This window comes from Arthrobacter sp. TS-15 (assembly GCF_006964045.1).
Lineage (GTDB): Bacteria > Actinomycetota > Actinomycetes > Actinomycetales > Micrococcaceae > Arthrobacter.
The window spans coordinates 1-23,710 of sequence record NZ_SDXQ01000045.1 but is presented as its reverse complement, the minus strand read 5'-3'; the positions used below and the strand labels follow the sequence as shown (position 1 = coordinate 23,710).

The following is a 23,710-nucleotide window of genomic DNA, read 5'->3' as shown; positions in this document are numbered from 1 at the left end:
CAAGCGATGATCGGACGGGCGATGATCGCTCAATGTTGCAGGCTCAGAACGCCGATCCGATGGATGTGAGCTGCTGTTCCGCCGAACCGGCGTAGCGGTTCTCGGGACGAGCCAGTCCGTAGTGCCCACGCAGGGTGGACGCTGTGTATTCGGTGCGGAACAGGCCGCGCTGCTGAAGGATCGGCACCACATGGTCCACGAAGATCTCCAAGCCGGAAGGAAGCACCGGCGGCATGATGTTGAAGCCGTCCGCTGCCCCTGCGAAGAACCAGTCCTGAATGGCATCGGCAACCTGCTCCGGTGTCCCGGAGAAGGTCCGGTGACCTCGCCCGCCACCCAGTCGTCCGATCAACTGTCGGACCGTGAGCTGTTCACGCCTGGCCAGCTCCACAATCAGCGTGTAGCGGCTCTTGGCTCCTTCGATCTCGTCCTCTGAGGGCAGGTCGGCAGGCAGTTGGCGGTCCAAGGGAAGGTCCTCGGGGGACAAACGGAGAGTCTTGGCCAGTTGCTCACGGGCGTACTCCGGTTTGATGAGCTGATCCAGTTCACGCTCCAGTTTGAGGGCTTCAGCCTCGGTGGAGCCGATCACTGGGACGATCCCGGGCAGGATCTTGATGCCCTCCGGATCACGACCCACGGCTGCGGTGCGCGACTTCAGGTCTGAGTAGAATGCCTGCGCGTCGGCCAGGGTCTGGTGTGCCGTGAAGACGGCTTCTGCGTACTGTGCCGCCAGGTTTTTGCCATTCTCGGATGATCCAGCCTGCACAATCAGTGGATGGCCCTGTGGGGATCGGGGAACGTTCAGCGGACCACGGACCCGGAAATGCTTCCCTTCGTGGTCCACCGTGCGGATCTTGGTGTCGTCACCCCACACGCCCTCGGCCTTGTCAGCCAGGATGGCGTCGTCTTCCCAGCTATCCCACAGCTTTTGGGCAACGTCAATGAATTCGGCAGCCCGTTCATACCGGACAGCGTGTGCCGGCTGGTCTTCAACGCCGAAGTTCCGCGCGGCATCTGGCCCGGCGGTGGTCACGACGTTCCAGCCTGCACGGCCTCCGCTGACCCAATCAACGGACGCGAAGCGGCGGGCAAGATTGAAGGGATCGTTGTAAGTAGTGGATGCGGTGGCGATCAGGCCTATCTTTTGGGTCGCTGCGGCGAGGGCCGTCAGCAGCACCGTCGGCTCCAACTTTCCGGCAGGGCGCCGGCCCACTTCACCGAACAGGACAGGGGAGTCTGCGAAGAAGATGGAGTCCAGCTTTCCTCGCTCGGCTGTGCGGGCGAGGTGCTGATAATGCTCCACCTTGGTAGGGGCAAAGGGATCGCTTTCAGGTAGACGCCATGATGCTTCGTGATGTCCGGTGCTCATGAGGAACGCGTTCAGGTGGAGTTGGCGGTCTGGCGGGGTCATGGTTGCTCCTTGGGGTCGGGACGTTTGGCTGGCGGTGTGGCAACTTAAGCACGCGTACAAAGGCCTCCGCCAGCAGCCCGACATGTCTGCGCAACAGCACGAAACCGGGGTTCACCGCGCGCAACGCAGCTCAATTCGACGCCACGGGAGGCAACACGAAAGCAGCCCGACGGCCAGTGGCTGGCGCATCGCAAACCGGCCATCCGGCGTCGTGCCTTCACACCATGACTGATAGTTCCATCACGGAAAGGGGCATTTGGCGCCGTTGGTGCGTGAAGCACCACTACCATTGGTAGGTGCTTTCGCCGATTACCGTCCGTCCCGCCCTGCCCGAAGACTACGACGCCGTTGCCCGCATTACGCAGGAGTCTTACGTCACCGCGGGGTACTACGGCGACGCCGATCACCCGTACCTGCAGAAGCTCCAGGACGTGGCAGGACGCGCGGAACACGCAGAGATCCTGGTGGCTGAGCGCAACGGCGAGGTCATCGGCTCGGTAACTGCGGCACCGGCAGGCGGCGGCTTTTCGGACATCGGCCTCGAGGACGAACTGGAACTCCGTACCCTCGTAGTGGATCCGGCAGTCCAGCGCTCAGGTGCGGGCCGCGCCTTGGTGCAGGCCGTCGTCGACCAAGCCAAGGCCATGGACGGAATTAAAGCCGTATCTTTGACCACCGGCGCCACGTGGGAAAGCGCCAACGCCCTCTATGCGAGGACAGGCTTTGACCGTGCCCCGCACCGTGACTGGTTTGTCCCCGGCACCGACATAAAGCTGTTCGTTTACCGGCTGGACCTCCCGCAGTCATAAAGTTTCCTTCGTAAACGCCGGTCACCGGACCGGGCGAAACGACAGGAAAGGCGCGGCATGCGCAAGACATTCGGCACGGGCTCGGTCTGGGAACAGACCCTTGGCTACTCCCGTGCAGTCCAGGTGGACAACACTCTTTTCATCTCCGCCACGGCAGCTTCCGGGCCGGAGGGAATTGTGGGAAATGACTTCTACTCCCAGACCAAGTACATCCTTGAGAAGCTCGGTGCTGTCCTGGAAGACGCCGGCTTCTCCTACGAGGACGTTGTGCAGTCCAAGTTGTACCTGACGGACATCAGCAAGTGGGAGGATGCCGGCCGCGCCCACGGTGAGGTCTTTGGTGAGATCCGCCCGACGCTCGCCTTGGTGCACGTGCTGCCGTTCCTCGATCCCGAAATGCTGGTGGAAATCGAGCTCGTGGCACAAAAGTCCGCCTAGCGCACCCAACTGAGTCGCATTTGTGCGCGTTTGATCCCTCAAAACGCGCACAAATGCGACCTACTTGGGTTAGCCGGGGACGCCGTAGCGGTGTTCCGGGCGGCCTGTGCTTCCGTAGCGCAGTTGGATCTCGACGGCGCCATCGTCCGCCAGCGAGGACAGGTACCTTTGCGCCGTGGCCCGGGAAACGCCAACCCGTTCTGCCACCTCGGCAGCTGAATACTGCTCGCCGGGAAGCAACGATTCCAGGACGGCCGCCTCGGTTGCCGAACGGGGTTTCGCGGCCGGTGCGACGTCGCCGGGGATCAAAGACCGTTTGGCGCGTTCAATGGTGATCTGGTCCACGGCGGCCTGTTGGCCCAGAATCCGCCGGTACCTGGCATAGGACCTGAGCTGTTGGGACAGGGACTCCGCGGTGAAGGGCTTGAGCATGTATCCCAGCGCGCCGCGGCGCAGGGCAACCTTGATGGACTGCGCATCAGAGGCAGCAGTCAGCATGATGGCATCGACGTCCAACTGCCCCAACAGGTCCAAACCAGAGCCGTCCGGCAGATACACGTCCAGCAGCACCAGGTCCGGGCGGAGGCTGTGGATCGCTTGCAGGGCCTGTGAAACAGATCCCGCCGGCGCCAAGGCCATGAATCCTGCCACAGAATCCACATAGGCGGCATGGAGCCTTGCCACGTGGAAATCATCGTCCACGATCAACACCCGTAAATCCTCAGCCATTGCTGTCCTTCCTCAACGTTGAGTCGGCCGCTGTGCCCGCATGCTCCGCTGAATCCATGACGCCGGGGATGGTCGCCATGAACACCGCCCCCGGACCGCCGTGGCCGCCGGGCTCCAAGACGCGGACATCGCCGCCACGCCGCCGCGCCAGCTGCCGCACCAGCGCCAGCCCCAAACCTTGTCCAGCCCCCGAGCGTACCGGTTGTTCCGACGTCGTAAATCCTTCGGCGAAAACCTCTTCCGGTTCCAGGCTCCCCAAACCGTCACCGGAATCGCCCACCAGGAGGTGCAGGGTCCCACCGTTTTCGGCGACATCGTCCAGGAGTTCGACTTCCACCCAACGTTCCGCTGAAGAGCCGGCGACGGCGGCACTCACCGCGTTGTCGATCAGGTTGCCGAGCACGGTGGTGACGTCTTGCGGATCGGCCACGTGCCCACGGACCAGTGTTTCGGGACCGATGCGGAGGGCCACTCCGCGTTCCGAAGCCTCCACGCCTTTCGCACCAACGAAGGCCTGAAGATACGCGTCCTGGAGCAGTTCAGCCTGCTCTACGGGGAACTTCAGCGGACCAGTGGCTGAGATCCGGGCCAGGTACTCCTTGGCGGCTTCGTGCTGGCCGATGCTCATGAAACCGGCAATGGTGTGAAGTTGGTTGGCGAACTCGTGGCGTTGGGCGCGCAGGGCCGTGGACATGGTCCCCACGGCGTCGAGCTGGCGGGTCAGTTGCTGCAATTCCGTACGATCCCGCAGCATGACCACCCACCCCAGGTCCTCCTGCCGATGCCAGGCTTTGCGGGCGCTGGCCACAAGAACGCGTGCGCCGGCCACGATTTCGACGGCTTCGGCGTCCCGGGCTGCCGGTTGGGTGAGCTTTTTGAGCTGTTGAGGAACCGTGGCGGAAGCCCAATCCTGGCCAGTGGCATCGGGCATGTCCAGGAGCCGTGCGGCGGCGGCATTGAATACGGAGATGCGTCCGTCCGCGGATATCCCGATCACGCCATCATCAACGCCCTGGAGCACTGCCACTTGGTCGTGGACCAAGCTGCTGATTTCCTCCGGTTCCAAACCGAGCGTGAGCCGTTGTAGCCTGCGCCGGAGCAGGAAGGACGCCAGGACGCCGGCAATCAGGGCGCCGCCAGCGGTGAGTGCGATGGGCACGATGTCCCGGGCAAGGCTGTTGCTGAGCGACTCAACCGAGTAGCCCACGCTGACTTCGCCCACAATCGTCTCAGAACTTCCAGGCGCGTACACCGGCACCTTTGCACCGGCCGAGGGCCCCAACGTTCCTGTGTTGCGGGTAGTGATTTCTTGCCCGCCCAGTGCCACTGAAGGGTCTGTGCTGACGCGTTCGCCCAGCCGTGCCGTCTCAGGGTGTGCCAGGCGCAGGCCGGTTTCGTCCGTGATCACCACGAACAAGGCCCCGGTCCGCAACCGCACAGCCTCGGCCGCAGCCTGCAGGGGACCGGCCGCGAGGACATCCGGGGGAGGGGTTCCCTCCTCCTTGCTGATGGTTTGCACGCCGGACCTGATGTCGGGATCTGCGGCGACCGTCCTGGCGAGGGTTAGTGCCTGGTTTTCAGCTTCGGCGCCGATGCGTTCGTACACCAGCCACGCATGGACAGTCCCGCTGAGCAGGACCACCAACAGCACAACCCCCAGCTGAAGGAGAAGGGTTTGGGTGGAGAAACGCATGCTGACCCGGCTATTGCGCGGCACCTTTGCTCCTTTCCTCCTGAACCATTGAATCACTGAGCATAATGCGCAAAACGTTCGCAACGAGCAGTATTCCCAACAATTCCCCGAAACCCCTGCCCGTGACGGAGGCCACCATATTGTCTGTAGTGCGCATCACACCGACGTGGCGCCATTCACAGTAGTAAGGAGCCGGCCGTGCTGGTTTTGCTTGGATTCGCAATGATTGCGGTATTCATGGTCCTGATCATGACCAAAAAATTGACGCCAGTACTGGCGCTGATCATCGTCCCCACCGTCTTCGGCCTCTTCGCCGGGGCGGGCCTCGGCATCGGCGACATGGTGATGGACTCCATGAAGTCCATGACGTCCACGGCCGCGCTCCTCATGTTCGCCATCATCTACTTCGGCCTGATGATCGACGTCGGACTGTTCGACCCCCTGGTGAAGTTCATCCTGCGCAAGCTGGGCAACGACCCCGCCAAAGTGGTCCTCGGCACCGCCATTCTGGCGGCCGCAGTCTCCCTGGACGGCGACGGCTCCACCACCTTCATCCTCACCACGGCCGCCATGCTCCCGGTGTACCTGCGGCTTAAAATGAGTCCAGTGGTCCTGACCTGTGTGGCCGGCCTTGCGAACGGCACCATGAACATCCTGCCGTGGGGTGGTCCCACAGCCCGCGCAGCAACCGCGCTCAAGCTCGATGTCAACGACGTCTTCGTGCCCATGGTCCCCTCGCTCATCGTTGGGCTCCTGGTGGTTCTGGTGTTCGCATGGTTGCTCGGCCTGCAGGAACGCAACCGTCTCCGCACCACCGCTCCGGAGATCTGGGGCGACGTCGCCGATCCTTCGGAAGCGTTCGACGGCGGCGCGGGCCGCGGCGGTTCGGTTGCCGCGGGTTCGGGTTCAGGCTTCGGTGCTGGCCGCTTCGGCTTCGGCCGCAACTCCGTCTCTACAACTGCCGGCAAGCCGGGAACCGGCGGAGGTTCCGGCGTCGCGGTTCTTGAAGACCCGGCCACGCTGGTGGACGATCACGACACCGCCATGGCAGACACTGCCCTGGACCCCAACCGCACTACGCTGCGTCCCAAGCTGTTCTGGTTCAACCTTGGCCTGACCGTCGCCGTCATGGTGGTCCTGGTGGCCAACGTTGTCCCGCTGCCGTTCGTGTTCATGGTGGGCTCCGCGATCGCCCTGCTGGTCAACTTCCCCAAGGTCAAGGACCAGGGCGCCCAGTTGATCGCCCACGCACCGTCCATCGTCGCGGTCGTCAGCATGGTCATGGCCGCCGCAGTCCTCACCGGTGTCCTCAACGGCACCGGCATGGTCAAGGCAATGTCAGAGTGGCTCGTCCAGATCATTCCCGCCGAAATGGGCCCGTTCATGGCAGTCATCACCGGCCTTTTGAGCATCCCGATGACGTTCTTCATGAGCAACGACGCCTTCTACTTCGGGGTCCTGCCGGTCCTTTCCGAAACCGCCGCACACTACGGCGTGGATGCAGTGGACATGGCCCGCGCCTCCATCACCGGGCAGCCCTTCCACCTGCAGAGCCCCCTGGTGCCGGCCATCCTCCTGCTGGTTTCACTCGCCAAGGTCGATCTGGGTGACCACCACAAGAAGGTCCTCTGGCGCACGGCCGTGATCTCGGTGGTCATGCTGGCAGTCGGAGTACTGACTGGAGCCATCGGCATCGGCTAACGAGCCACCGCTTCAGGTGTCGAGTTCGCGGGTTCGCCTTCAATTCGCCGTTCAGCAACGGCGTATTGTGCGGCGGACCCGCGATTTGGCGTGAACACCGCCTCGGCGCTGCGCTCACCGGGTCCTGGCTCGCCGTGCTGCCCAGCTGACGCCCCCGACCACGTGGATGGGGCGGGAATGAGGTAGCCACCTAGGTGGTTTTCTTTCGAGCAGCTGGGTCTACAGTGCATTCACCCATCACCATAATGAAGCTAACGCTCTTCGTTGGTGTGAAGATCAGCACGACGCCTCTAGGAGCTGAGGCAATGATTTCAATACCGGTGGTATTCGGGCCCCTGTTGTCAAAGATATTCTCAATCTTGTAGCCCTTGGACTCCCAGTGGGCTTTCATCCTGTCCACGGCTGCCTGGGGATCGTCAACGGGCCCGCCCTTTATCTGGCGCTGATACAGCCGGCCGTCTGCACGTGCGTGCACCCCGCAAGGTTCTGACACGTAATCCGCTGTGTCGTTACGGTCCCACCCGGGCCATGTTGTGCCCGACTGCTTGACGGTGTCATCCATGGCATCCATGAACTCTGTGAACACCTCTTCGGCGCTTCGCTCGCCGGGTCCTGGCTCGCCGTGCTGACCATCATTCGCTGAGTTCATGCCGCATCCCGTCATCACCAAGCACCCCGTCAATATCCATGCCAACCACGTTTTGCGATTGGGTTTTGTCGTCGTCATCTGCTCTGCTCCTCGGCGAGTTCTTCCGGGGTGAGATCGCGTTCGATCAGGGGCCCTGTGGGGAAGCTCATGCCGCCGTAGCCGGGCTTCTCTTCGTGGCGGAGCGGGATCAGTTCCTTGATCAGATGGCCGCGCCCGGTTGAGGTGAGGGCAATGTTGTGACCGGACTCGGTCCTCGGGTCCAGGTAGCCGTGACCGGTAGTGGCGGCGAAGACGGTGTCGCCGCTACCGTCGACCGCCCAGCCTTTGGCGTCGTGCCCTGCCGTTCTCTTGTAAACCTTGCCCGTGTCGGGGTCGTAGCCGCCCTCTGAGGAAAAGATTTTGCCCCCGAACCAGTCATCGGCTGGATCCCACCGACCTTCCCGGCCTCTCAGCCCACTGCCGACGATCCCCAACGGGGCGACCCGGTCCTCGCTGGCCGCGGTCACATACACCTCGGGTTTCCCGGCCGGGTCTTTGGCCACGTGCAGGTCAGCGGCCGAGCCGATCTCCCGCCACTCAATACCTGCAGACCCGAAGAACGTCGCCATCGCCACCGCATGCTTGAGTGCTTTCAGCGCGTACGAGGCCGTGGTGGTCCCGTAGGAGTGGGCCACCACGTTCAAGCTCGGCGGGTTGACATCGACAGATTCACTCGCCCGGGTTTCGGTGAAGCCATCCAGCGCGGCGGCCAGTTTGGCGCCGCCGGCCTTGGCCAGTTCGGTCGACAACACCTCGGCACTGGGCGGTTCTTCCGGGCTGTCATAGCCAACCCACGACACAACAGCCACGCCCGGGTGGTCGTCCTGTATTTCGAGGGCACGCTCCTGCCCCCTATATAGGTCCTGTGCTGATTTCGTCCAGGATTCCAGCCCGTCCGCCACTGTGGTTTTCATGCCGGGGACGTTCCACGTCACGTTGGTGGCCGTGTCCAGATCCCCGATCGCAACCGCCACGAGTGGCTTGCCGTTCTCGTCCGGGGTGAAAGAGACCATGCTTCGCGGCGCCGCGGGATCTTCATCGTTTCCCTTGCGGGGCTCGAGCGCCTCGTAGATCACCTGCAGCGCGGCCCTGTCTACCGCGCTGGTCCGGGGGTCCTTGAACACGGCATCAAGATTCACCCGGTTCGCTTTCGCCCGGGCCTTGAACGGCACCCCGTTGAGGTTCCCGATCACCCCCGGCGCGGCGACCAGCAACGCGGCCTGCTGCTCTGAGGACAACCCCGCCCACCAGTCCTTTACCTGGCCCACCGGCGGGGGAGAAGAAAACCCCGACCGCAGGAAATCGGACTCGGCCATGCCGTAATCAAGCAACTGGCCCGGCGTGAGAGTGCCCAACAACTCCAGCATTTCCAACGCCCCCGTAGCACCGGCGACTTCAGCACTTTCCAAGTCCTTCAACCGCGAACGGGTCCGCTCCACCGCGAAATCCGTCACCGTTCCGCCGTCGTAATACACCGGCACCGACACATCAACCGGACGCACAGCGCAAATCAGCCTGGCGCAATCTTGCTCAGCCTGCTCATGCTCAGCCGCCAGTGAAGACACCCTCTGCCTCAACTCTGCGAGCTCCAGCGCCACCGGCTTCCCATGGCTGCTTCCTAAGGACGGCGTTTCCGGAACACCATCAAAAGGCACCGCTTCGCCGAGGCGCAGCCGCGTTCGCCTACGGAAATCCTCGATCTCCTCCAACAGCACACCCCGACGCCGATTCAACTCCCGCACCGAATCCGCATACCCCATCAACGCCCGAAACACGGTAGCCAACCCCGCCCGGAGCCCCTCACTCACCCGGGTCGGGGTCCCGAACGCAGCCACCAGCTCCGCCGCCTCCGGAGCCCGATATGCATCCACCAAGCCCGACCACTCCGACGCCGCAGCCTGAACCACATTCACAATGCCCTGCGCCTGCTCCAACAACGGAACCGCTGCTTCCTCCAACGCCCCAGGATCCGGCTACCCGTCCAACACCGACACATCAATCTCATACATGGCCCGGCCCCCTAACGCACCGGCACCGGACGGAACCGTTCCACCCGCAAACCCGCGCCGGGCCAGCCGTCCAAACTTTTGGTCTGCGCCAAGGACGTGGTGGCCATCTGCTCATCACCGGCAACATAGGCGGCAATAGCAGCCTGTGCACCACCAAAAATATTGGCCGGCATGAACATATATCTAGGAGTGCACCTGGGGGCTCAAACGTGATGAAGAATCAAAAAGTTGGGGCACCACCCCTTCGTCTGACCGGCACACCCAACCCAAGTAGACTGGTTCGGAAAACCATTTGAACTTTGCAGGGGAGATCCATGGCTGCGATCAACCGTGACGACGTCGCGCATCTTGCGCGTCTGGCTCACATCGAAATGAGTGCCGAAGAACTGGACAGGATGGCTGTTGAGCTTGCTGTCATCGTGGATTCGGTCAAGAGCGTGAGCGAAGCTGCGGGGGAGGACGTCCCGGCGACGTCGCACCCGATTCCGTTGACCAATGTGTTCCGGGAGGACGTTGTGGGTCACACGTTTACGGCTGAGCAGGCGCTTTCCGGCGCACCGGATGCTTACGAGAACCGTTTCAAGGTCCCGGCAATCCTGGATGAGGACTAATCATTATGACTGAGCTGAAGAACGAACTCATCCGCCATTCCGCTGCCGATCTCGCTGCCAAGTTGACTGCCCGCGAGGTTACCGCCGTCGAGGTCACGCAGGCGCACCTTGACCGTATTGCCGACGTCGACGGTCAGGTTAACGCGTTCCTGCACGTTAATGGCGAAGAGGCTTTGGCCGTCGCGGCCGAGGTCGATGCTGCCCGCGCCGCCGGCGGTTCCGCTGCTGATGAGCTGCATGCCCTCGCCGGTGTCCCGATCGCGGTGAAGGACCTCATTGTCACCATCGGGCAACCGACGACGGCTGGTTCGAAGATCCTTGAGGGCTGGCACAGCCCGTACGACGCCACCGTGGTCAAGAAGCTGCGCGCGGCCAAGATGCCGATCCTGGGTAAAACCAACCTGGATGAGTTCGCCATGGGTTCCTCCACGGAGCACTCGGCCTACGGCCCCACCCGCAACCCGTGGGATTTGGACCGTATTCCTGGTGGTTCGGGCGGTGGCTCCGCTGCCGCCGTCGCCGCTTTCGAAGCGCCGCTGGCCCTCGGCACGGACACCGGTGGCTCCATCCGCCAGCCCGGCGCCGTCACTGGAACCGTGGGCGTGAAGCCCACGTACGGTGCTGTTTCCCGTTACGGTGCCATTGCCATGGCGTCGTCACTGGACCAGATCGGCCCTGTCTCCCGTACGGTGTTGGACTCGGCACTGCTGCAGGAAGTCATCGGCGGCCACGATCCGTTCGACTCCACCTCGCTGACGGATCCTTTCAACGATCTTGTTGCAGCCGCCCGCGTCGGCAACGTGGCGGGCATGAAGATTGGCATCGTCAAGGAACTTCACGGCGAGGGCTACCAGGCTGGCGTCGAGAACCGTTTCAACGAGTCCCTTCAGCTGCTGAAGGATGCCGGCGCCGAAATCGTTGAAGTTTCCTGCCCCAACCTGAAGTACGCCTTGGGCGCTTACTACCTGATCATGCCGTCCGAGGTGTCCAGCAACCTGGCAAAGTTCGACGGCGTCCGCTTCGGCTTGCGCGTCCTGCCCAAGGACGGGCCCATGACCATCGAGCGAGTTATGGGTGCTACCCGTGCCGCGGGCTTCGGTGACGAAGTGAAGCGACGCATCATCCTGGGCACTTACGCGTTGAGCGCCGGCTACTACGACGCTTACTACGGCTCGGCACAGAAGGTCCGTACGCTGATCCAGCGTGACTTCGACGCCGCCTTCGCGAAGGCTGATGTTCTGATTTCCCCGACCGCGCCCACCACGGCGTTCAAGTTGGGGGAGAAGCTGGACGATCCGCTGGCGATGTACCTGAACGACGTCGCCACCATCCCGGCCAACCTCGCCGGCATTCCGGGCCTGTCTCTGCCGGGTGGCCTGGCCGACGAAGACGGCCTGCCTGTTGGTATCCAGCTGCTGGCTCCTGCTCGCAAGGATGCCCGCCTGTACCGCGTGGGTGCGGTCCTCGAATCCATGCTTGAAGAGAAGTGGGGCGGTCCGATGCTTTCGCAGGCGCCTGAGCTGAAAACTGCTGTGCTCGGTGCAGTATCCAACACCGCCGGAGGTTCCAACTAATGTCCGTCGACGCAACCCTGAGCTTCGAAGAGGCCATGGAGAAGTACGATCCCGTCCTGGGGTTCGAGGTCCACGTGGAGCTCAACACCAAGACCAAGATGTTCTCCTCCGCTCCCAACGTCTTCGGTGATGAACCGAACACCAACGTCAACGAGGTTGACCTGGGCATGCCCGGCGTCTTGCCCGTGGTGAACAAGACCGCAGTGGAGTCCTCCATCAAGATCGGCCTTGCCCTGAACTGCAAGATCGCCGAGACCTGCCGCTTCGCCCGGAAGAACTATTTCTACCCGGACACCCCCAAGAACTTCCAGACCTCCCAGTACGACGAGCCGATCGCCTATGACGGTTACCTCGACATTGAGCTGGAGGACGGCACGGTGTTCCGTGTGGAGATCGAGCGCGCCCACATGGAAGAAGACGCCGGCAAGTTGACCCACATGGGTGGCGCGGCGGGCCGTATCCAAGGTGCCGACTACTCGTTGGTGGATTACAACCGTTCCGGCGTTCCCCTGGTGGAAATCGTCACCAAGCCGATCGAGGGCGCCGGCAGCCGTGCACCCGAGCTGGCCAAGGCATACGTCGCAGCAGTCCGCGAGATCGTGAAGAACCTGGGCGTTTCCGACGCCAAGATGGAACGCGGCAACGTCCGTTGCGATGCCAACGTTTCCCTGCGACCACACGGACGTGAGCGCTTCGGTATCCGTTCGGAGACCAAGAACGTGAACTCCCTGCGCGCCGTGGAGCACGCTGTTCGTTACGAAATCCAGCGGCACGCCGCCGTTCTGGATTCCGGCGAGCCGGTTATCCAAGAGACGCGTCACTGGCACGAGGATACGCGTTCGACGACGTCGGGCCGGCCCAAGTCTGATGCTGACGACTACCGCTACTTCCCGGAGCCGGACCTGGTTCCCGTCGTCGCCTCCCGCGAGTGGGTGGAAGAACTCCGCGCCACCCTCCCCGAACCGCCGGCCGAGCGCCGCAAGCGCCTCAAGGAAGCATGGGGCTACTCGGATCTGGAATTCCGCGATGTGGTGAACGCCGGCGTCATGGACTCCATCGAAGAGACCATCGCAGCCGGTGCCTCCGCTGACGTTGCCCGTAAATGGTGGATGGGTGAGATTGTTGGCCGCGCCAAGGTTGCCGACGTCGATCCTTCCGAACTCGGTGTCACCCCGCAGGTCATCGTTGAGCTGAACAAGCTGGTTGAAGACGGCAAGATCAACAACAAGATGGCAACCCAGGTCCTGGACGGCGTACTCGCCGGCGAAGGCACTCCGGCTGAAATCGTTGAGAAGCGCGGCCTCGCAGTTGTATCCGACGACGGGCCCCTGCTGGAGGCCATCGACGCCGCGCTTGCCGCACAGCCGGATGTCGCAGAGAAGATCCGTGGCGGCAAGGTCCAGGCCATTGGCGCAATTGTTGGCGGCGTCATGAAGGCCACCCGTGGCCAGGCTGACGCGGGCCGTGTCCGTGAACTCATTCTGGAGAAGCTCGGCGTCGAGGGCTAAAAGCCAGTTCTCTTTCCCATCAAAGTAGGTCGCAGTTATTACTGCGGCCTACTTTGCTGTGGGCGCACCTGTTGTGGGTGCACAATGGATGCATGGCCTCTCTGAAACCGAGTTTTCGTCAGGGCCTGCTTGCCGGTGCTATCGCCGTTGCATTGACCGGTGGCGGGGCTGCTGCTGTCTGGGCGGGCACCCAACCCAGCCCTTCGCCGTCGAGCCCTTCTGCCTCGCCCAGCCCATCGGGGCCCGGAACAGCCAAGTCCACGGAGGGCCGTGGGCAGGCGATCCACGGCGAGCACGTGGTCAAGCAACAGGACGGGAGCTACCGTACTGTTCTCACGCAGACCGGAACCATCGAATCGGTGAGCGGCTCCGAGGTGACCGTCAAGAGCGAAGACGGCTTCACCCAGCGCTACGCAATCACTGCAGAAACCCGCATCGCAAAAGTCCCAGAAAATGTGTCGGAGCTCCGGAACGGCAAGGGCAGGCCGTCATTGCCGTCAGCGACGGCTGCTGATCTCGAGGCAGGGGACACAGTGAAGGTGAGTGGCACCAAGAACGGCGAAACGGTGACGGCTACGAAGGTGGTGTCCGGCGAGCTGCCAGCGGGCGTCAAGGGCCACGGGCATAAGCGCGGGCACGGCCCGAAGTAGCTGGGAGTACCGCTGTGTGCCGGTGTCGCTCCCGTTTCTGCCGTGCGCAGGTAATTTCGGGGGCGGGTGGCGGGAACGGGCGCAAGGGCACCTCTAGACCCAGCCCTCATCACATTTGTGGTCCAAACCGACCCGGGCCTTAAGCAATACGCGCACTCCATGGCACCTCTCTGTGCCCCCTTCGTGATGAAAAGTGATTTCTGGGATCAGTTTCGATCATGATCTTGCAAAAAGAGATGCTGGTCACTTATGGTTTGTTAAACGGTTAACGAGCGTGGTCTGAATCACATTGGTGGCTTGGGCTCAGCACTTGAGGAGACAGCATGAACTCGACGACGAAACAGGCTCCGGCATTGCCCGAAGCTCGCCGAGTCCCCGGGCCGCCAGGCAGCAACGCCCCCGGATCCGGTTCGAAGAAGCGGAAGAGAAGCCAGGTCCCACAGCAGAGTTTCCGTTCACGCCTGCGACGCGACAAGCAGATGCTGCTCATGATGCTGCCCGGTGTGGCCTTCCTGCTTCTCTTCTTCTACATCCCCATCCTGGGCAACGTCATCGCATTCCAGGACTACCAGCCGTATCTGGGCATCGGGGACAGCTTGTGGGTTGGCTGGCAGAACTTTGTGGACCTGTTCGGTAACCCGGATTTTGTTCACGCCTTCTGGAACACGCTGTACCTGGCCGCCTGGCAGTTGGTCTTCCTCTTCCCGGTACCACTGGTGCTGGCATTGATCGTGGATTCACTCATCAGCACGCGTGTCCGGCGGATCTTCCAGAGCATTGCCTACCTGCCACACTTCTTGTCCTGGGTTCTGGTGATCGCGTTCTTCCAACAAATGTTGGGTGGCGCAGGATTCGTCAACAACCTCCTCCGGGACTGGGGAATGGATCCGATTCCCTTCATGACCAATCCCGAGACCTTCCCGGTCATGGTGGTGGTCCAGATGATCTGGAAGGATGCCGGCTGGGCCATGATCATCTTCCTGGCCGCCCTTGCCAGCATCGATGCCTCTCTCTACGAAGCCGCCGCGGCAGACGGGGCCGGGCGCTGGCGCAGGATGTGGCACATCACCCTCCCCGGGCTGCGTCCTGTGATCGTCCTGCTTCTGATTCTGCGCATCGGCGACATCCTCTCAGTCGGCTTCGAGCAGTTCATCCTGCAACGCGACGCGGTGGGAGCCGGAGCTGCGGAAGTGCTGGATACCTTCACCTACTACACGGGCGTAGTGGGAGGAGGCTGGAGCTCTGGCGCGGCAGCAGGCCTTGCCAAGGGCGTAGTCAGCGCCTTGTTGATCTACGGCGCCAACAAACTTGCCCACCGCTTCGGCGAAGACGGCATCTTCGCAAAACAAGTGCGCTGAAAGCCACGCTGACCCGCGCGCCTGCCGCACAAGGAGAACCCCATGGCAACAACACTTTTCACCAAGAAACCCCGGGAACTGAGCTACAACCCCAAGCGCCCGGTGTGGAAGGAAAAGCCTTCCGCGCTGTACCAAACGGTCAAAGCCGTGGTCTTGATCGTCTTTAGCCTGTCCATCCTGACACCCATCCTGTTGGTGGTATCCACGTCCTTGGCTGACACGGAGCAGCTGATCGAAGCCGGCGGGTTCGTCCTCTGGCCCGAACGTCCCACCTTGGAGGCCTACGTAACCATCTTCAAGGGCCCCATGGTCCTGCAGTCACTAGGTGTTAGCGTGCTGGTCACCGCCGTAGGGACCATCCTGGCGTTGTTCGTCACCATCACCATGGCTTACGCCACCAGCCGCACGGTGCTGTTTGGCCGGCCAGTGATCCTCGCAGTCCTGTTCACGCTCCTTTTTGCTCCGGGTCTCATCCCGTCCTTCCTCATGATCCGCCAGCTCGGTCTTCTGGACTCTTTGTGGTCCCTGATCCTCCCGGGCATCTTTGGAGCCTTCAACTTTGTGGTGATGCGCTCGTTCTTCATGAACATCCCCGGGGAGCTGATTGAAAGCGCCAGGATCGACGGCGCCAACGACTGGCAAATCCTGTGGCGCATCGTGATGCCGTTATCCAAAGCCGTGATCGCCGTCGTCGGGCTGTTCTACGCGGTGGGCTTCTGGAACTCGTTCTTCAACGCCCTCCTTTACATCAACGACCACAGCAAATGGCCCATTCAACTGCTGCTCCGCAACTTTGTTGTCCAGGGGAGCGGTGCGGCCGATCAGCTTGGAATCACCACCACGCCCCCGCCCCAGTCCATCCAGATGGCCGTTGTGGTGGTGGCGTTGGTCCCCATCCTGATGGTGTACCCCTTCCTCCAGAAGCACTTTGCCAAGGGCGTTATCACTGGCGCCGTCAAGGGATAGCCCAAGCCAGCCAACAGTCAAACACCCAAATCCGCAGAAATTAAGCAAGTAACCAGAAAGGGTTATGCCATGACGAGCACTACCTCTCAGGCTGGATTCAGCCGCCGCGGTTTCCTTGGCCTCGCAGGCCTGGCCGTGACCGCAGCCGGCTTGTCCGCCTGCGGTGGCGGCGGAGCCGCAAGTAACGGAGGCGCCGCTGCCTCCGCTTCGGTCAAACTGCCCACGTACAAGGAATTCACTGGCGTCACCCCGGACATCGCAGGCAATGCCAAGGGCCTCCAGGCCGGCTACTTCAAGCTGCCCACCGCTGTGCAGTCTGTGAAGACGCCGCCGCTCAAGGGCAAGGTGACGGGCCTGACCGAAACCTTCGACACCATGAGCCCGGGACTGAAGGACAACCCCTTCTGGCAGCGGCTCAACGCCAAGCTCGGCGGCGACCTTGAACTCCAAATCGCTGAGGACATCGGGGATGGCTACCCCGCCAAGTTCGCCACGGTCCTGGCAAGCAACGACCTTCCGGACATGATGTGGGTTCCGCCGAACCAGGGCATCCCCAATGTCGGGCCAATGTTGGAAGCCAAATTCCAGGACCTGACGCCGTACCTCTCCGGTGACGCCGTCCTGGAGTACCCCAACCTGGCCGCACTTAAGCCCGATTCCTGGAAGACCGCCGTCGTCAACGGAAAGATCTGGGGAGCCCCCATCCCCAGTACCCCGTTCGGGCAGGTGTATCTCGGAAACCACGATATGTGGGCGAAGGTGGGTGGCTTCGAAGCAGCCAGCGCCGACGAATTCCTGGACAAGGCCAAGGAGCTGACCCGGCCCGGTGATCAGCAGTATGCCTTGGAGCCGGCGTACATCAATGCCCTTCATATGGTGACAGAGTGGTTCGGTGCCCCCAACAGCTGGGCCGTCAACAAGGACCGCAGCCTCACCCACCTCTACGAAACCGACGAGTACATGGCCGGCGTAGAGTTCACGGCCAAGATGTTCGCAGCCGGCGTCTTCTACCCGGACTCCAAGGCCACGGATATCCGCTCGCGTGTGGCCAACGGTAGTGTTGCCGCCCAGGTGGTCTCCGGTCCCCACGACATCCGCAGCTACCGCGCGCTGAGCAAGGACACCCAGTTCGACATCCTGGTTCCGTTCAGCGCAGACGGCAAGGTCAAGCCCGTCTACGACATGGGCTATGGAACCGTGGGCTTCACGCCGTTCAAGAAGGCCGAAGAGGGCAAAATCCGGGAATTGCTCGCGCTTATCAATTACTTGTCGGCCCCGTTCGGCACTGTGGAATACATGCAGAAGAACTTCGGTGAACTCGGCCAGGACTACACCATCGATGCCTCCGGCAACCCGGCCCGTACCGAGACCGGAACCACCAACGCCCCTGGTTTGGTCTCGGCGTTGAACATCATGTCCAGCCCGGAGAACGTCATCTTCAACCCGGGCTTCGACGACGACACCCGCTACGTCAGCCAGCAGGAAGAGAAACTCCTGGAACTGGCCTGGCGCAACCCCACCAACGGTTCCTACTCGGACACCAACGCCAAGGTGGGCGCAAAAATCACCAAGCAGTTGCGCGACAAGGTGGTGGACATCATCACCGGCCGCGCCAAGATCGACGAACTCAAGGATGCGGTCAAACGCTGGAAGAGCGAGGGCGGCGACAAGATGCGCGATGAGTACCAGGCCGCGTTGGACCCCAACGTGCCGGTCTTCAGGAGCTAGCCTCAAACCAACAACCACGCAACGCAAACGTACAAAGCAAGCACCAGCAGGGGGAACCATGGAAAAAGCGAGTAACACCGGAGTCCGACCCACCATTCGCATGGTGGCCGAACTAGCGGGCGTTTCTACGGCCACGGTTTCCTATGTCCTGTCAGGTCGCCGTGGCGATGGGGGACCAGGGGTGTCGGATCCGACGGCGGAAAAGGTCAAGGCCGCTGCGGAGCGGCTTGGCTACCGCCCCAATCAGGCGGCCCGGGCCATCCGCACAGGCCGGACAAACACTGTGATCCTGTCGCTGACCATGCTGTCCGATCCCTGGTCCCTGTCCGTCATTGAGTCCGTGCAGAAGGTGGCAGGTCCGTTGGGCATCACGCCGATGATCCTGGGTGACGCGGACTGGGTGAAGGTGCTCGGTACACATAATGCCGACGCCGTGTTTGTGGACGCTGTCCGTGACGAGCAACGGGACGCCTTGCGGAAGCTCGCCGAGCACGGAACCACCCTGGTGGTTTTTGACGAGAACCTGGACGCGGAAGGCTTCGATGTCATCCGTTCCATTGCCGGGCCAGGGTGCCGCATGGCCGTGGAGCACCTGCTCCACGGCCACCGCCGGATTGCTTGCCTGACTCCCGCTACGGCGGCCGGCACGTCCGGCGGCGCCCGGTACCGGGCGTATTCCGAGGCGCTGGAGCATGCCGGCGTCACGGAACGCGAGGATTATGTGGGCTTGTTCGATGGCACCAGTGCAGGGGCGTACGCCACGGCAACCCGGCTGCTCAGCATGCCGGACCGTCCCACAGCCATCTACGCCACCACGGATTATGCAGCAGTCAGCGCCATCAATGCGGCCCAGCGTCTCGGCCTCGCTGTTGGCACGGACGTGGACATCATCGGCGTGGGTAACACCGTGGAGGGCGAACGAATGTCGCCTTCCCTGAGCACGGTAGGTCCCGTGGATTTCTTCGACAAACTTGCGCGGTTGCTCCTCCGGCGGGCAACCGGCCAGTCCAGCCCGGACAAGCCGACTGCACCCGCCGTCCTTGACTTCCCCTGGCATTTGTTCGTGCGCGAATCGGCGCCGCACCGCAGTGCCGCAACCAGACTTTACTAAGAACAGCAGAAGGAAATTGCACACCATGGAAAAGGATTTGAAGGTCGGCATTGTGGGTTTCGGCCTGCGGTCGGGGCTGTGGAAGCACGCCCACAAGCCGGGCCAGGGCTCGGCGGTCACCGTTGTTTGTGACCTGAGTGAGCGCGGCCGGGCTGACGCCGCCGAACGCATCCCCACCGCCCGGATCACGGATGATCTCGAGGAACTGCTGGCCAGTGGCCTGGATGCAGTCCTGGTTCTGACCCCCGACAACCAGCACGCCGCCGTCGCAGTCCGTACTCTCCAGGCGGGTATTCCCACCTTCTGCGAGAAGCCGCTGGACATCACGGTTGAGGCTGCGGACTTGATCCTCACCACGGCCTACCAAACCGGCACCCGCCTCTATGTTGGCCACAATATGCGCCACATGCCGGTTGTGGTACAGATGCGCCAGCTCATTGAAGAAGGCAGGATCGGCGAGATCAAGGCTGTCTGGTGCCGACACTTCGTAGGACACGGCGGTGACTACTACTTCAAGGACTGGCACTCCCAGCGCGCCAACGTCACCTCGCTCCTGCTCCAAAAAGGTGCCCACGACATCGACGTGATCCACTGGTTGGCGGGCGGGTATACCAAGCGCGTTGCCGCCGTCGGCGATCTTGCGGTTTATGGCGACGTCGCGAACCGGAGCAACAACGCCGGCAAGCGCATGGGGGATTGGTTCTCCATGGACAACTGGCCGCCTACCGAGCAGAAGGACCTGGCGGAGGTGATCGATGTGGAGGACATCTCCATGATGAACATGGTGTTGGATAACGGCGTGCTCGCCTCATACCAGCAGTGCCATTTCACGCCCGACTACTGGCGCAACTACACCGTCATCGGTACCAAGGGCCGGATCGAAAACCTGGGTGATGGGCCCGGAGAGACCATCAACGTGTGGACGAGCAGGTCCTCGGGCTACGCGGCGCCGGATGAGGTCATCACCATTGAGGACGGCGAAGGCGGCCACGGCGGCGCCGACCCGCGCCTGATCGAGGAGTTCCTCCGCTTCGCGTCGGAGGGCGGCCGGACCCGGACCAGCCCGATTGCCGCTCGCCAAGCCGTGGTGGCGGGCATTCTTGCCGCTGAATCACTGCGCGGCGACGGCTCCGCACGTGAGGTACCGGAGCTCCCGGTTGAACTGGTGGAGTACTTCGACGCCGGTCAGCCCGCCTTGGTTCGCGACTGACCCAACTGAGTCGCAGTTAAGCGCGTTTTGAGCCGTCAAAATGCGCTCTGCTGCGACTTACTTGGGTAAGCCGGCGCGGGATAGCTCAACAAGCTCGGTCATGACGGTTTGAAGTGACTCGCAAACCGTCATGACCGATTTCCGTTTGAGTGTCTCCGGACGGGCCAGGATGTCGATTTTCCGGACCGAGTTCACCCCGGACAACGGACGCAAAACCACGCCGGCGTCCAAAACACGGCGCGCGGTGAAGCGAGGCAGCAGCCCGATCGCGCCACCGGCCGAGACCAGCGCCGCCACGGTGGAATAGTCGTTGATGCGGTGCAGTACCTCGGCTGGTCGCCCACTCACGGCGACGACGGCGGCTAGCACGTCTGCGGGGGAGTAGCCGTCGCGGCTGGTCACCCAGGGTTCATCCACGACGTCGGACGGTTTCAGTTCGCTTCGGGCCGCCAAGGGGTGATCCGCGGGGAGGGCAATATCCAGCGGCTCGTCGGCCAGGGGTATCACTGCGACCTTGTCCTCCGGCCAGGACGGGCTGTTGTCCATCCTGTGTGCCAACACCAGGTCATATCGGGCAGCCAACCCCGGGAAATCCTCCTGGGCCACGTCCTCATCGGAGAGTCGAAGCCGTGGCGACTTCCCGCCGTCGGACGCCGTCCCGGATGCCAAATGCGCCGCTAACGGGGCGAACAGCGCTTGACCCGCGCTGTGGAATGCACTCACGCTTACTGGCGCGTCAGGAGCATCGTGATAAGCGCCAATAGCAGCCCGCGCATCTGCCATGGCGTTCACGACGGCGGCACCCGCCTCCGCGAGGACGCGGCCCGCATCGGTGAGAACTAGCGCCCGGCCTTCTTTGCGCGTCAACGGCACGTCCACGGACTTCTGGAGCAGGGCGAGCTGTTGGGAAACGGCCGACGGCGTGACCATGAGTGTTTCAGCAACGGCCTTCACGCTGCCCAGGTCGCCGAGTTCCCGGAGCATCTGCAGCTGATGGATTTCCATTAGCAAATCCTAAATCGTTGATTGAGAAGAATCTAGTTGTGCTAAATCGTCGGCGGCGCTCTAATGGATGCAGCAGCAGCGAAGCGGCCCTGGCAGTGAGGAATCCCATGAAGGCTCTCTACAAATCCGGACCCCACGAAGGGTTCGAACTGGTCGAACGTCCCGAGCCTGAAGCGGGCTCCGGCGACGTCAAGATCCGCGTGATGACCACCGGCATCTGCGGCACGGACCTCCACATTCAAAGCTGGGACGCCTGGGCCCAGGGCATCATCGAAGCGCCCCTCATTGCCGGCCACGAGTTCTATGGCGAAGTAGTGGAAATCGGCGAGGACGTCCGCGACGTCAAAGTTGGGGACAGAGTCTCCGGCGAAGGTCACGTAGTGTGCGGAATCTGCCGCAACTGCCGTGCCGGTCGCCGTCAGATGTGCATCCACACGGTATCCGTTGGCGTGCAGCGCGATGGTGCGTTTGCCGAATACGTCGTCATCCCGGAGACCAACGCCTGGGTCCACCAGGACGAATCTGTCACCCCGGAACTTGGCGCCATCTTCGATCCCTTCGGCAACGCAGTCCATACTGCCCTCAGCTTCCCGCTGGTCGGCGAGGATGTGCTCATCACGGGCGCCGGACCTATCGGCCTGATGGCAATCGCTGTCGCCCGCCACGCAGGTGCACGAAAGATCGCCATCACGGACGTCTCAGCTCCGCGCCTGGAGCTCGCGCGCCAGATGGGCGTTGACCTCGCCGTGGACGTGTCCAAGATGCGGGTCCGTGAAGCACAGCAGGAACTGGGCATGCGCGAAGGTTTCGACATCGGTCTGGAAATGTCGGGACACCCCACCGCGCTGCCTGAGATGATCGACAACATGAACCACGGTGGCCGGATCGCCATGCTGGGCCTTCCCAGCCAGTCCATCGACATCGACTGGGGCAAGGTAGTCACGCACATGCTGACGCTCAAGGGCATCTACGGTCGCGAGATGTTCGAAACCTGGTACGCCATGAGCGCCATGCTGTCCTCCAACCCCGTGCTGCACCGCAGCATTTCCGCCGTCGTGACGGACAAGCTGTCCGCCAAGGACTGGGAAAAGGGCTTCGAAATTGCCCGCAACGGTACGGGCGGCAAAGTGGTCCTTGACTGGACTGAACTCTAAGAGATCCCCGACTTTCAGACGTACTGAGGAGCACCATGTATTCAGCCATCAAAGACCAACTCCAGGGCGAACTCGACGAGATCCGGAGCGCCGGCCTCTTCAAGACCGAACGCCACATCGATTCCCCGCAGGCCAGCCACATCGCAGCCGGCCAGCTTGGCCAGCCAGCCAACAAGGTCCTGAACTTCTGCGCAAACAACTACCTGGGCCTGGCCGACCACCCGGAGATCATCGCCGCAGCCAAGTCCGCCATGGATGAGCGCGGTTTTGGTATGGCGTCCGTTCGGTTCATCTGCGGAACCCAGGACCTGCACCTGGAACTCGAAACCCGCGTCTCCAAGTTCCTGGGCACCGAGGACACTATCCTGTTCTCCAGCTGCTTCGATGCCAACGGCGGCGTGTTTGAGTCGCTCTTTGGCCCTGAAGACGCCATCATCTCCGACTCCCTGAACCACGCCTCCATCATCGACGGCATCCGCCTCAGCAAGGCCAAGCGCTTCCGCTACGCCAACCAGGACATGGCAGATCTCGAAGCCAAGCTGGTTGAGGCCGAGGGGTCCCGCCGGAAAATCATCGTCACCGATGGTGTCTTTTCCATGGACGGCTACCTCGCACCGCTCGAAGCTATTTGCGATCTCGCGGAGAAGCACGACGCCTTGGTCATGGTGGACGACTCCCACGCCGTCGGCTTCATGGGCCCCACCGGCGCCGGCACTCCGGAGCACGCCGGTGTTTCTGAACGCGTGGACATCTACACCGGTACCTTCGGCAAGGCCCTCGGTGGCGCCTCGGGTGGTTACGTCTCCGGCCGTGGCGAGATCGTGGCAATGCTTCGCCAGAAGGCCCGCCCCTACCTGTTCTCCAACTCGCTTGCCCCGGCCATTGTTGCGGCCACCATCAAGGCGATCGAGCTCGTGCAGGAATCCGGCGAGCTGCGGACCCGCTTGTTCGAGAACGCAGCGCTGTTCCGGCGCCGCATGAGCGAGGAAGGCTTCGAGCTCCTCGACGGCGAGCACGCCATCATCCCCGTCATGTTCGGCGATGCCGTTGTAGCTGCCAGGGTCGCTGACGAGATGCTCAACAACGGCGTCTTCGTCACTGCCTTCAGCTTCCCGGTGGTTCCCAAGGGTGTGGCCCGGATCCGCGTGCAGCTCTCGGCCGCGCACAGCGCGGACGACGTCGAAGCCTGCGTTCAGGCGTTCGTCAAGAGTCGCGCCGCGGTCGCCTAGGCAGTCGCTCTCTCACGTCCCGCGGGTTCCAGCCGATCGCTCTCTCACGTCCCGAGGGTCTGGGCCGGACGCTCTCTCACTTCCTTGTGGCAAGTGAGAGAGCGTGGGTGCGGCCGTATGGTTTTCTG

The 23,710-nt window shown here is 62.5% G+C and carries 21 protein-coding genes; 14 read left to right on the top strand and 7 right to left on the bottom strand.

The annotated features are described in order from the left end of the window. Window positions 1–43: 43 nt before the first annotated feature. Window positions 44–1,411, bottom strand: a complete 1,368-nt coding sequence (locus tag EU811_RS18470; protein ID WP_142939766.1) for an LLM class flavin-dependent oxidoreductase — start codon at window positions 1,409–1,411, stop codon at window positions 44–46. 296 nt (window positions 1,412–1,707) lie between these two features. Here EU811_RS18470 and EU811_RS18465 point away from each other — a divergent pair, with 296 nt between their 5' ends. Continuing rightward, complete coding sequence (locus tag EU811_RS18465; RefSeq protein WP_142939765.1) at window positions 1,708–2,220, top strand: GNAT family N-acetyltransferase; 513 nt, start codon at window positions 1,708–1,710, stop codon at window positions 2,218–2,220. A 57-nt stretch (window positions 2,221–2,277) separates the two neighbouring features. After that, complete coding sequence (locus EU811_RS18460; RefSeq protein WP_024820219.1) at window positions 2,278–2,658, top strand: RidA family protein; 381 nt, start codon at window positions 2,278–2,280, stop codon at window positions 2,656–2,658. A 69-nt stretch (window positions 2,659–2,727) separates the two neighbouring features. On the opposite strand, the gene EU811_RS18455 is transcribed toward EU811_RS18460, so the two are convergent. Further along, the gene (locus EU811_RS18455; protein ID WP_142939764.1) at window positions 2,728–3,387 is read right to left on the bottom strand and encodes a response regulator; all 660 of its coding nucleotides are present in this window, start codon (window positions 3,385–3,387) and stop codon (window positions 2,728–2,730) included. Continuing rightward, complete coding sequence (locus tag EU811_RS18450; RefSeq protein WP_142939772.1) at window positions 3,380–5,080, bottom strand: sensor histidine kinase; 1,701 nt, start codon at window positions 5,078–5,080, stop codon at window positions 3,380–3,382. The genes EU811_RS18455 and EU811_RS18450 overlap by 8 nt, the downstream gene beginning before the upstream one ends. Window positions 5,081–5,278: 198 nt before the next feature. On the opposite strand from EU811_RS18450, the gene EU811_RS18445 reads away from it, so the two are divergent. Beyond that, window positions 5,279–6,781: a CitMHS family transporter gene (locus EU811_RS18445; RefSeq protein WP_142939763.1), complete on the top strand. Its 1,503-nt coding sequence runs from the start codon at window positions 5,279–5,281 to the stop codon at window positions 6,779–6,781. 190 nt (window positions 6,782–6,971) lie between these two features. On the opposite strand, the gene EU811_RS18440 is transcribed toward EU811_RS18445, so the two are convergent. The 3 genes from EU811_RS18440 to EU811_RS23565 form a co-directional block, all read right to left on the bottom strand. Continuing rightward, window positions 6,972–7,430: a hypothetical protein gene (locus EU811_RS18440; RefSeq protein WP_142939762.1), complete on the bottom strand. Its 459-nt coding sequence runs from the start codon at window positions 7,428–7,430 to the stop codon at window positions 6,972–6,974. Window positions 7,431–7,504: 74 nt separating this feature from the next. Further along, the gene (locus EU811_RS18435) at window positions 7,505–9,427 is read right to left on the bottom strand and encodes an alpha/beta hydrolase (RefSeq protein ID WP_142939761.1); all 1,923 of its coding nucleotides are present in this window, start codon (window positions 9,425–9,427) and stop codon (window positions 7,505–7,507) included. Window positions 9,428–9,489: 62 nt separating this feature from the next. Further along, a complete protein-coding gene (locus EU811_RS23565; RefSeq protein WP_160147660.1) occupies window positions 9,490–9,651 on the bottom strand; it encodes a hypothetical protein in 162 nt (53 codons plus the stop codon). A 141-nt stretch (window positions 9,652–9,792) separates the two neighbouring features. On the opposite strand from EU811_RS23565, the gene gatC reads away from it, so the two are divergent. The 9 genes from gatC (at window position 9,793) to EU811_RS18390 (ending at window position 20,194) form a co-directional block, all read left to right on the top strand. After that, window positions 9,793–10,089, top strand: coding sequence for an Asp-tRNA(Asn)/Glu-tRNA(Gln) amidotransferase subunit GatC (gene gatC, locus EU811_RS18430; protein ID WP_017199363.1), 297 nt, complete (start codon window positions 9,793–9,795; stop codon window positions 10,087–10,089). Between the two features lie 5 nt (window positions 10,090–10,094). Further along, entirely contained in the window at window positions 10,095–11,663 is a 1,569-nt protein-coding gene (gatA, locus tag EU811_RS18425) for an Asp-tRNA(Asn)/Glu-tRNA(Gln) amidotransferase subunit GatA (protein ID WP_142939760.1), read from the top strand. Further along, window positions 11,663–13,171 carry an Asp-tRNA(Asn)/Glu-tRNA(Gln) amidotransferase subunit GatB gene (gene gatB / locus EU811_RS18420; RefSeq protein WP_091323187.1) on the top strand — a complete coding sequence of 503 codons (1,509 nt, stop codon included), beginning with the start codon at window positions 11,663–11,665 and terminating at the stop codon, window positions 13,169–13,171. Before gatA ends, gatB begins: the two co-directional genes overlap by 1 nt. 92 nt (window positions 13,172–13,263) lie before the next feature. Further along, the gene (locus tag EU811_RS18415) at window positions 13,264–13,821 is read left to right on the top strand and encodes a DUF5666 domain-containing protein (RefSeq protein WP_142939759.1); all 558 of its coding nucleotides are present in this window, start codon (window positions 13,264–13,266) and stop codon (window positions 13,819–13,821) included. Window positions 13,822–14,144: 323 nt separating this feature from the next. Then, complete coding sequence (locus tag EU811_RS18410; protein ID WP_142939758.1) at window positions 14,145–15,179, top strand: ABC transporter permease; 1,035 nt, start codon at window positions 14,145–14,147, stop codon at window positions 15,177–15,179. A gap of 42 nt (window positions 15,180–15,221) precedes the next feature. Continuing rightward, window positions 15,222–16,145, top strand: a complete 924-nt coding sequence (locus EU811_RS18405; protein ID WP_142939757.1) for a carbohydrate ABC transporter permease — start codon at window positions 15,222–15,224, stop codon at window positions 16,143–16,145. A gap of 69 nt (window positions 16,146–16,214) precedes the next feature. Next, complete coding sequence (locus EU811_RS18400; RefSeq protein ID WP_142939756.1) at window positions 16,215–17,873, top strand: sugar ABC transporter substrate-binding protein; 1,659 nt, start codon at window positions 16,215–16,217, stop codon at window positions 17,871–17,873. A gap of 58 nt (window positions 17,874–17,931) precedes the next feature. Next, complete coding sequence (locus EU811_RS18395) at window positions 17,932–18,984, top strand: LacI family DNA-binding transcriptional regulator (RefSeq protein WP_142939755.1); 1,053 nt, start codon at window positions 17,932–17,934, stop codon at window positions 18,982–18,984. Between the two features lie 16 nt (window positions 18,985–19,000). Beyond that, on the top strand, window positions 19,001–20,194 hold the full coding sequence (locus EU811_RS18390; protein WP_142939754.1) for a Gfo/Idh/MocA family protein: 1,194 nt from the start codon (window positions 19,001–19,003) through the stop codon (window positions 20,192–20,194). Between the two features lie 57 nt (window positions 20,195–20,251). Here EU811_RS18390 and EU811_RS18385 read toward each other — a convergent pair whose 3' ends face one another. Continuing rightward, window positions 20,252–21,199 (bottom strand): LysR family transcriptional regulator, encoded by a 948-nt coding sequence (locus EU811_RS18385; RefSeq protein WP_142939753.1) that lies wholly within the window; start codon window positions 21,197–21,199, stop codon window positions 20,252–20,254. Window positions 21,200–21,306: 107 nt separating this feature from the next. Here EU811_RS18385 and tdh point away from each other — a divergent pair, with 107 nt between their 5' ends. Both tdh and EU811_RS18375 read left to right on the top strand, forming a co-directional pair. Continuing rightward, window positions 21,307–22,353, top strand: a complete 1,047-nt coding sequence (gene tdh, locus EU811_RS18380) for an L-threonine 3-dehydrogenase (protein ID WP_142939752.1) — start codon at window positions 21,307–21,309, stop codon at window positions 22,351–22,353. A 35-nt stretch (window positions 22,354–22,388) separates the two neighbouring features. After that, entirely contained in the window at window positions 22,389–23,582 is a 1,194-nt protein-coding gene (locus EU811_RS18375) for a glycine C-acetyltransferase (RefSeq protein WP_142939751.1), read from the top strand. Window positions 23,583–23,710: the final 128 nt, after the last annotated feature.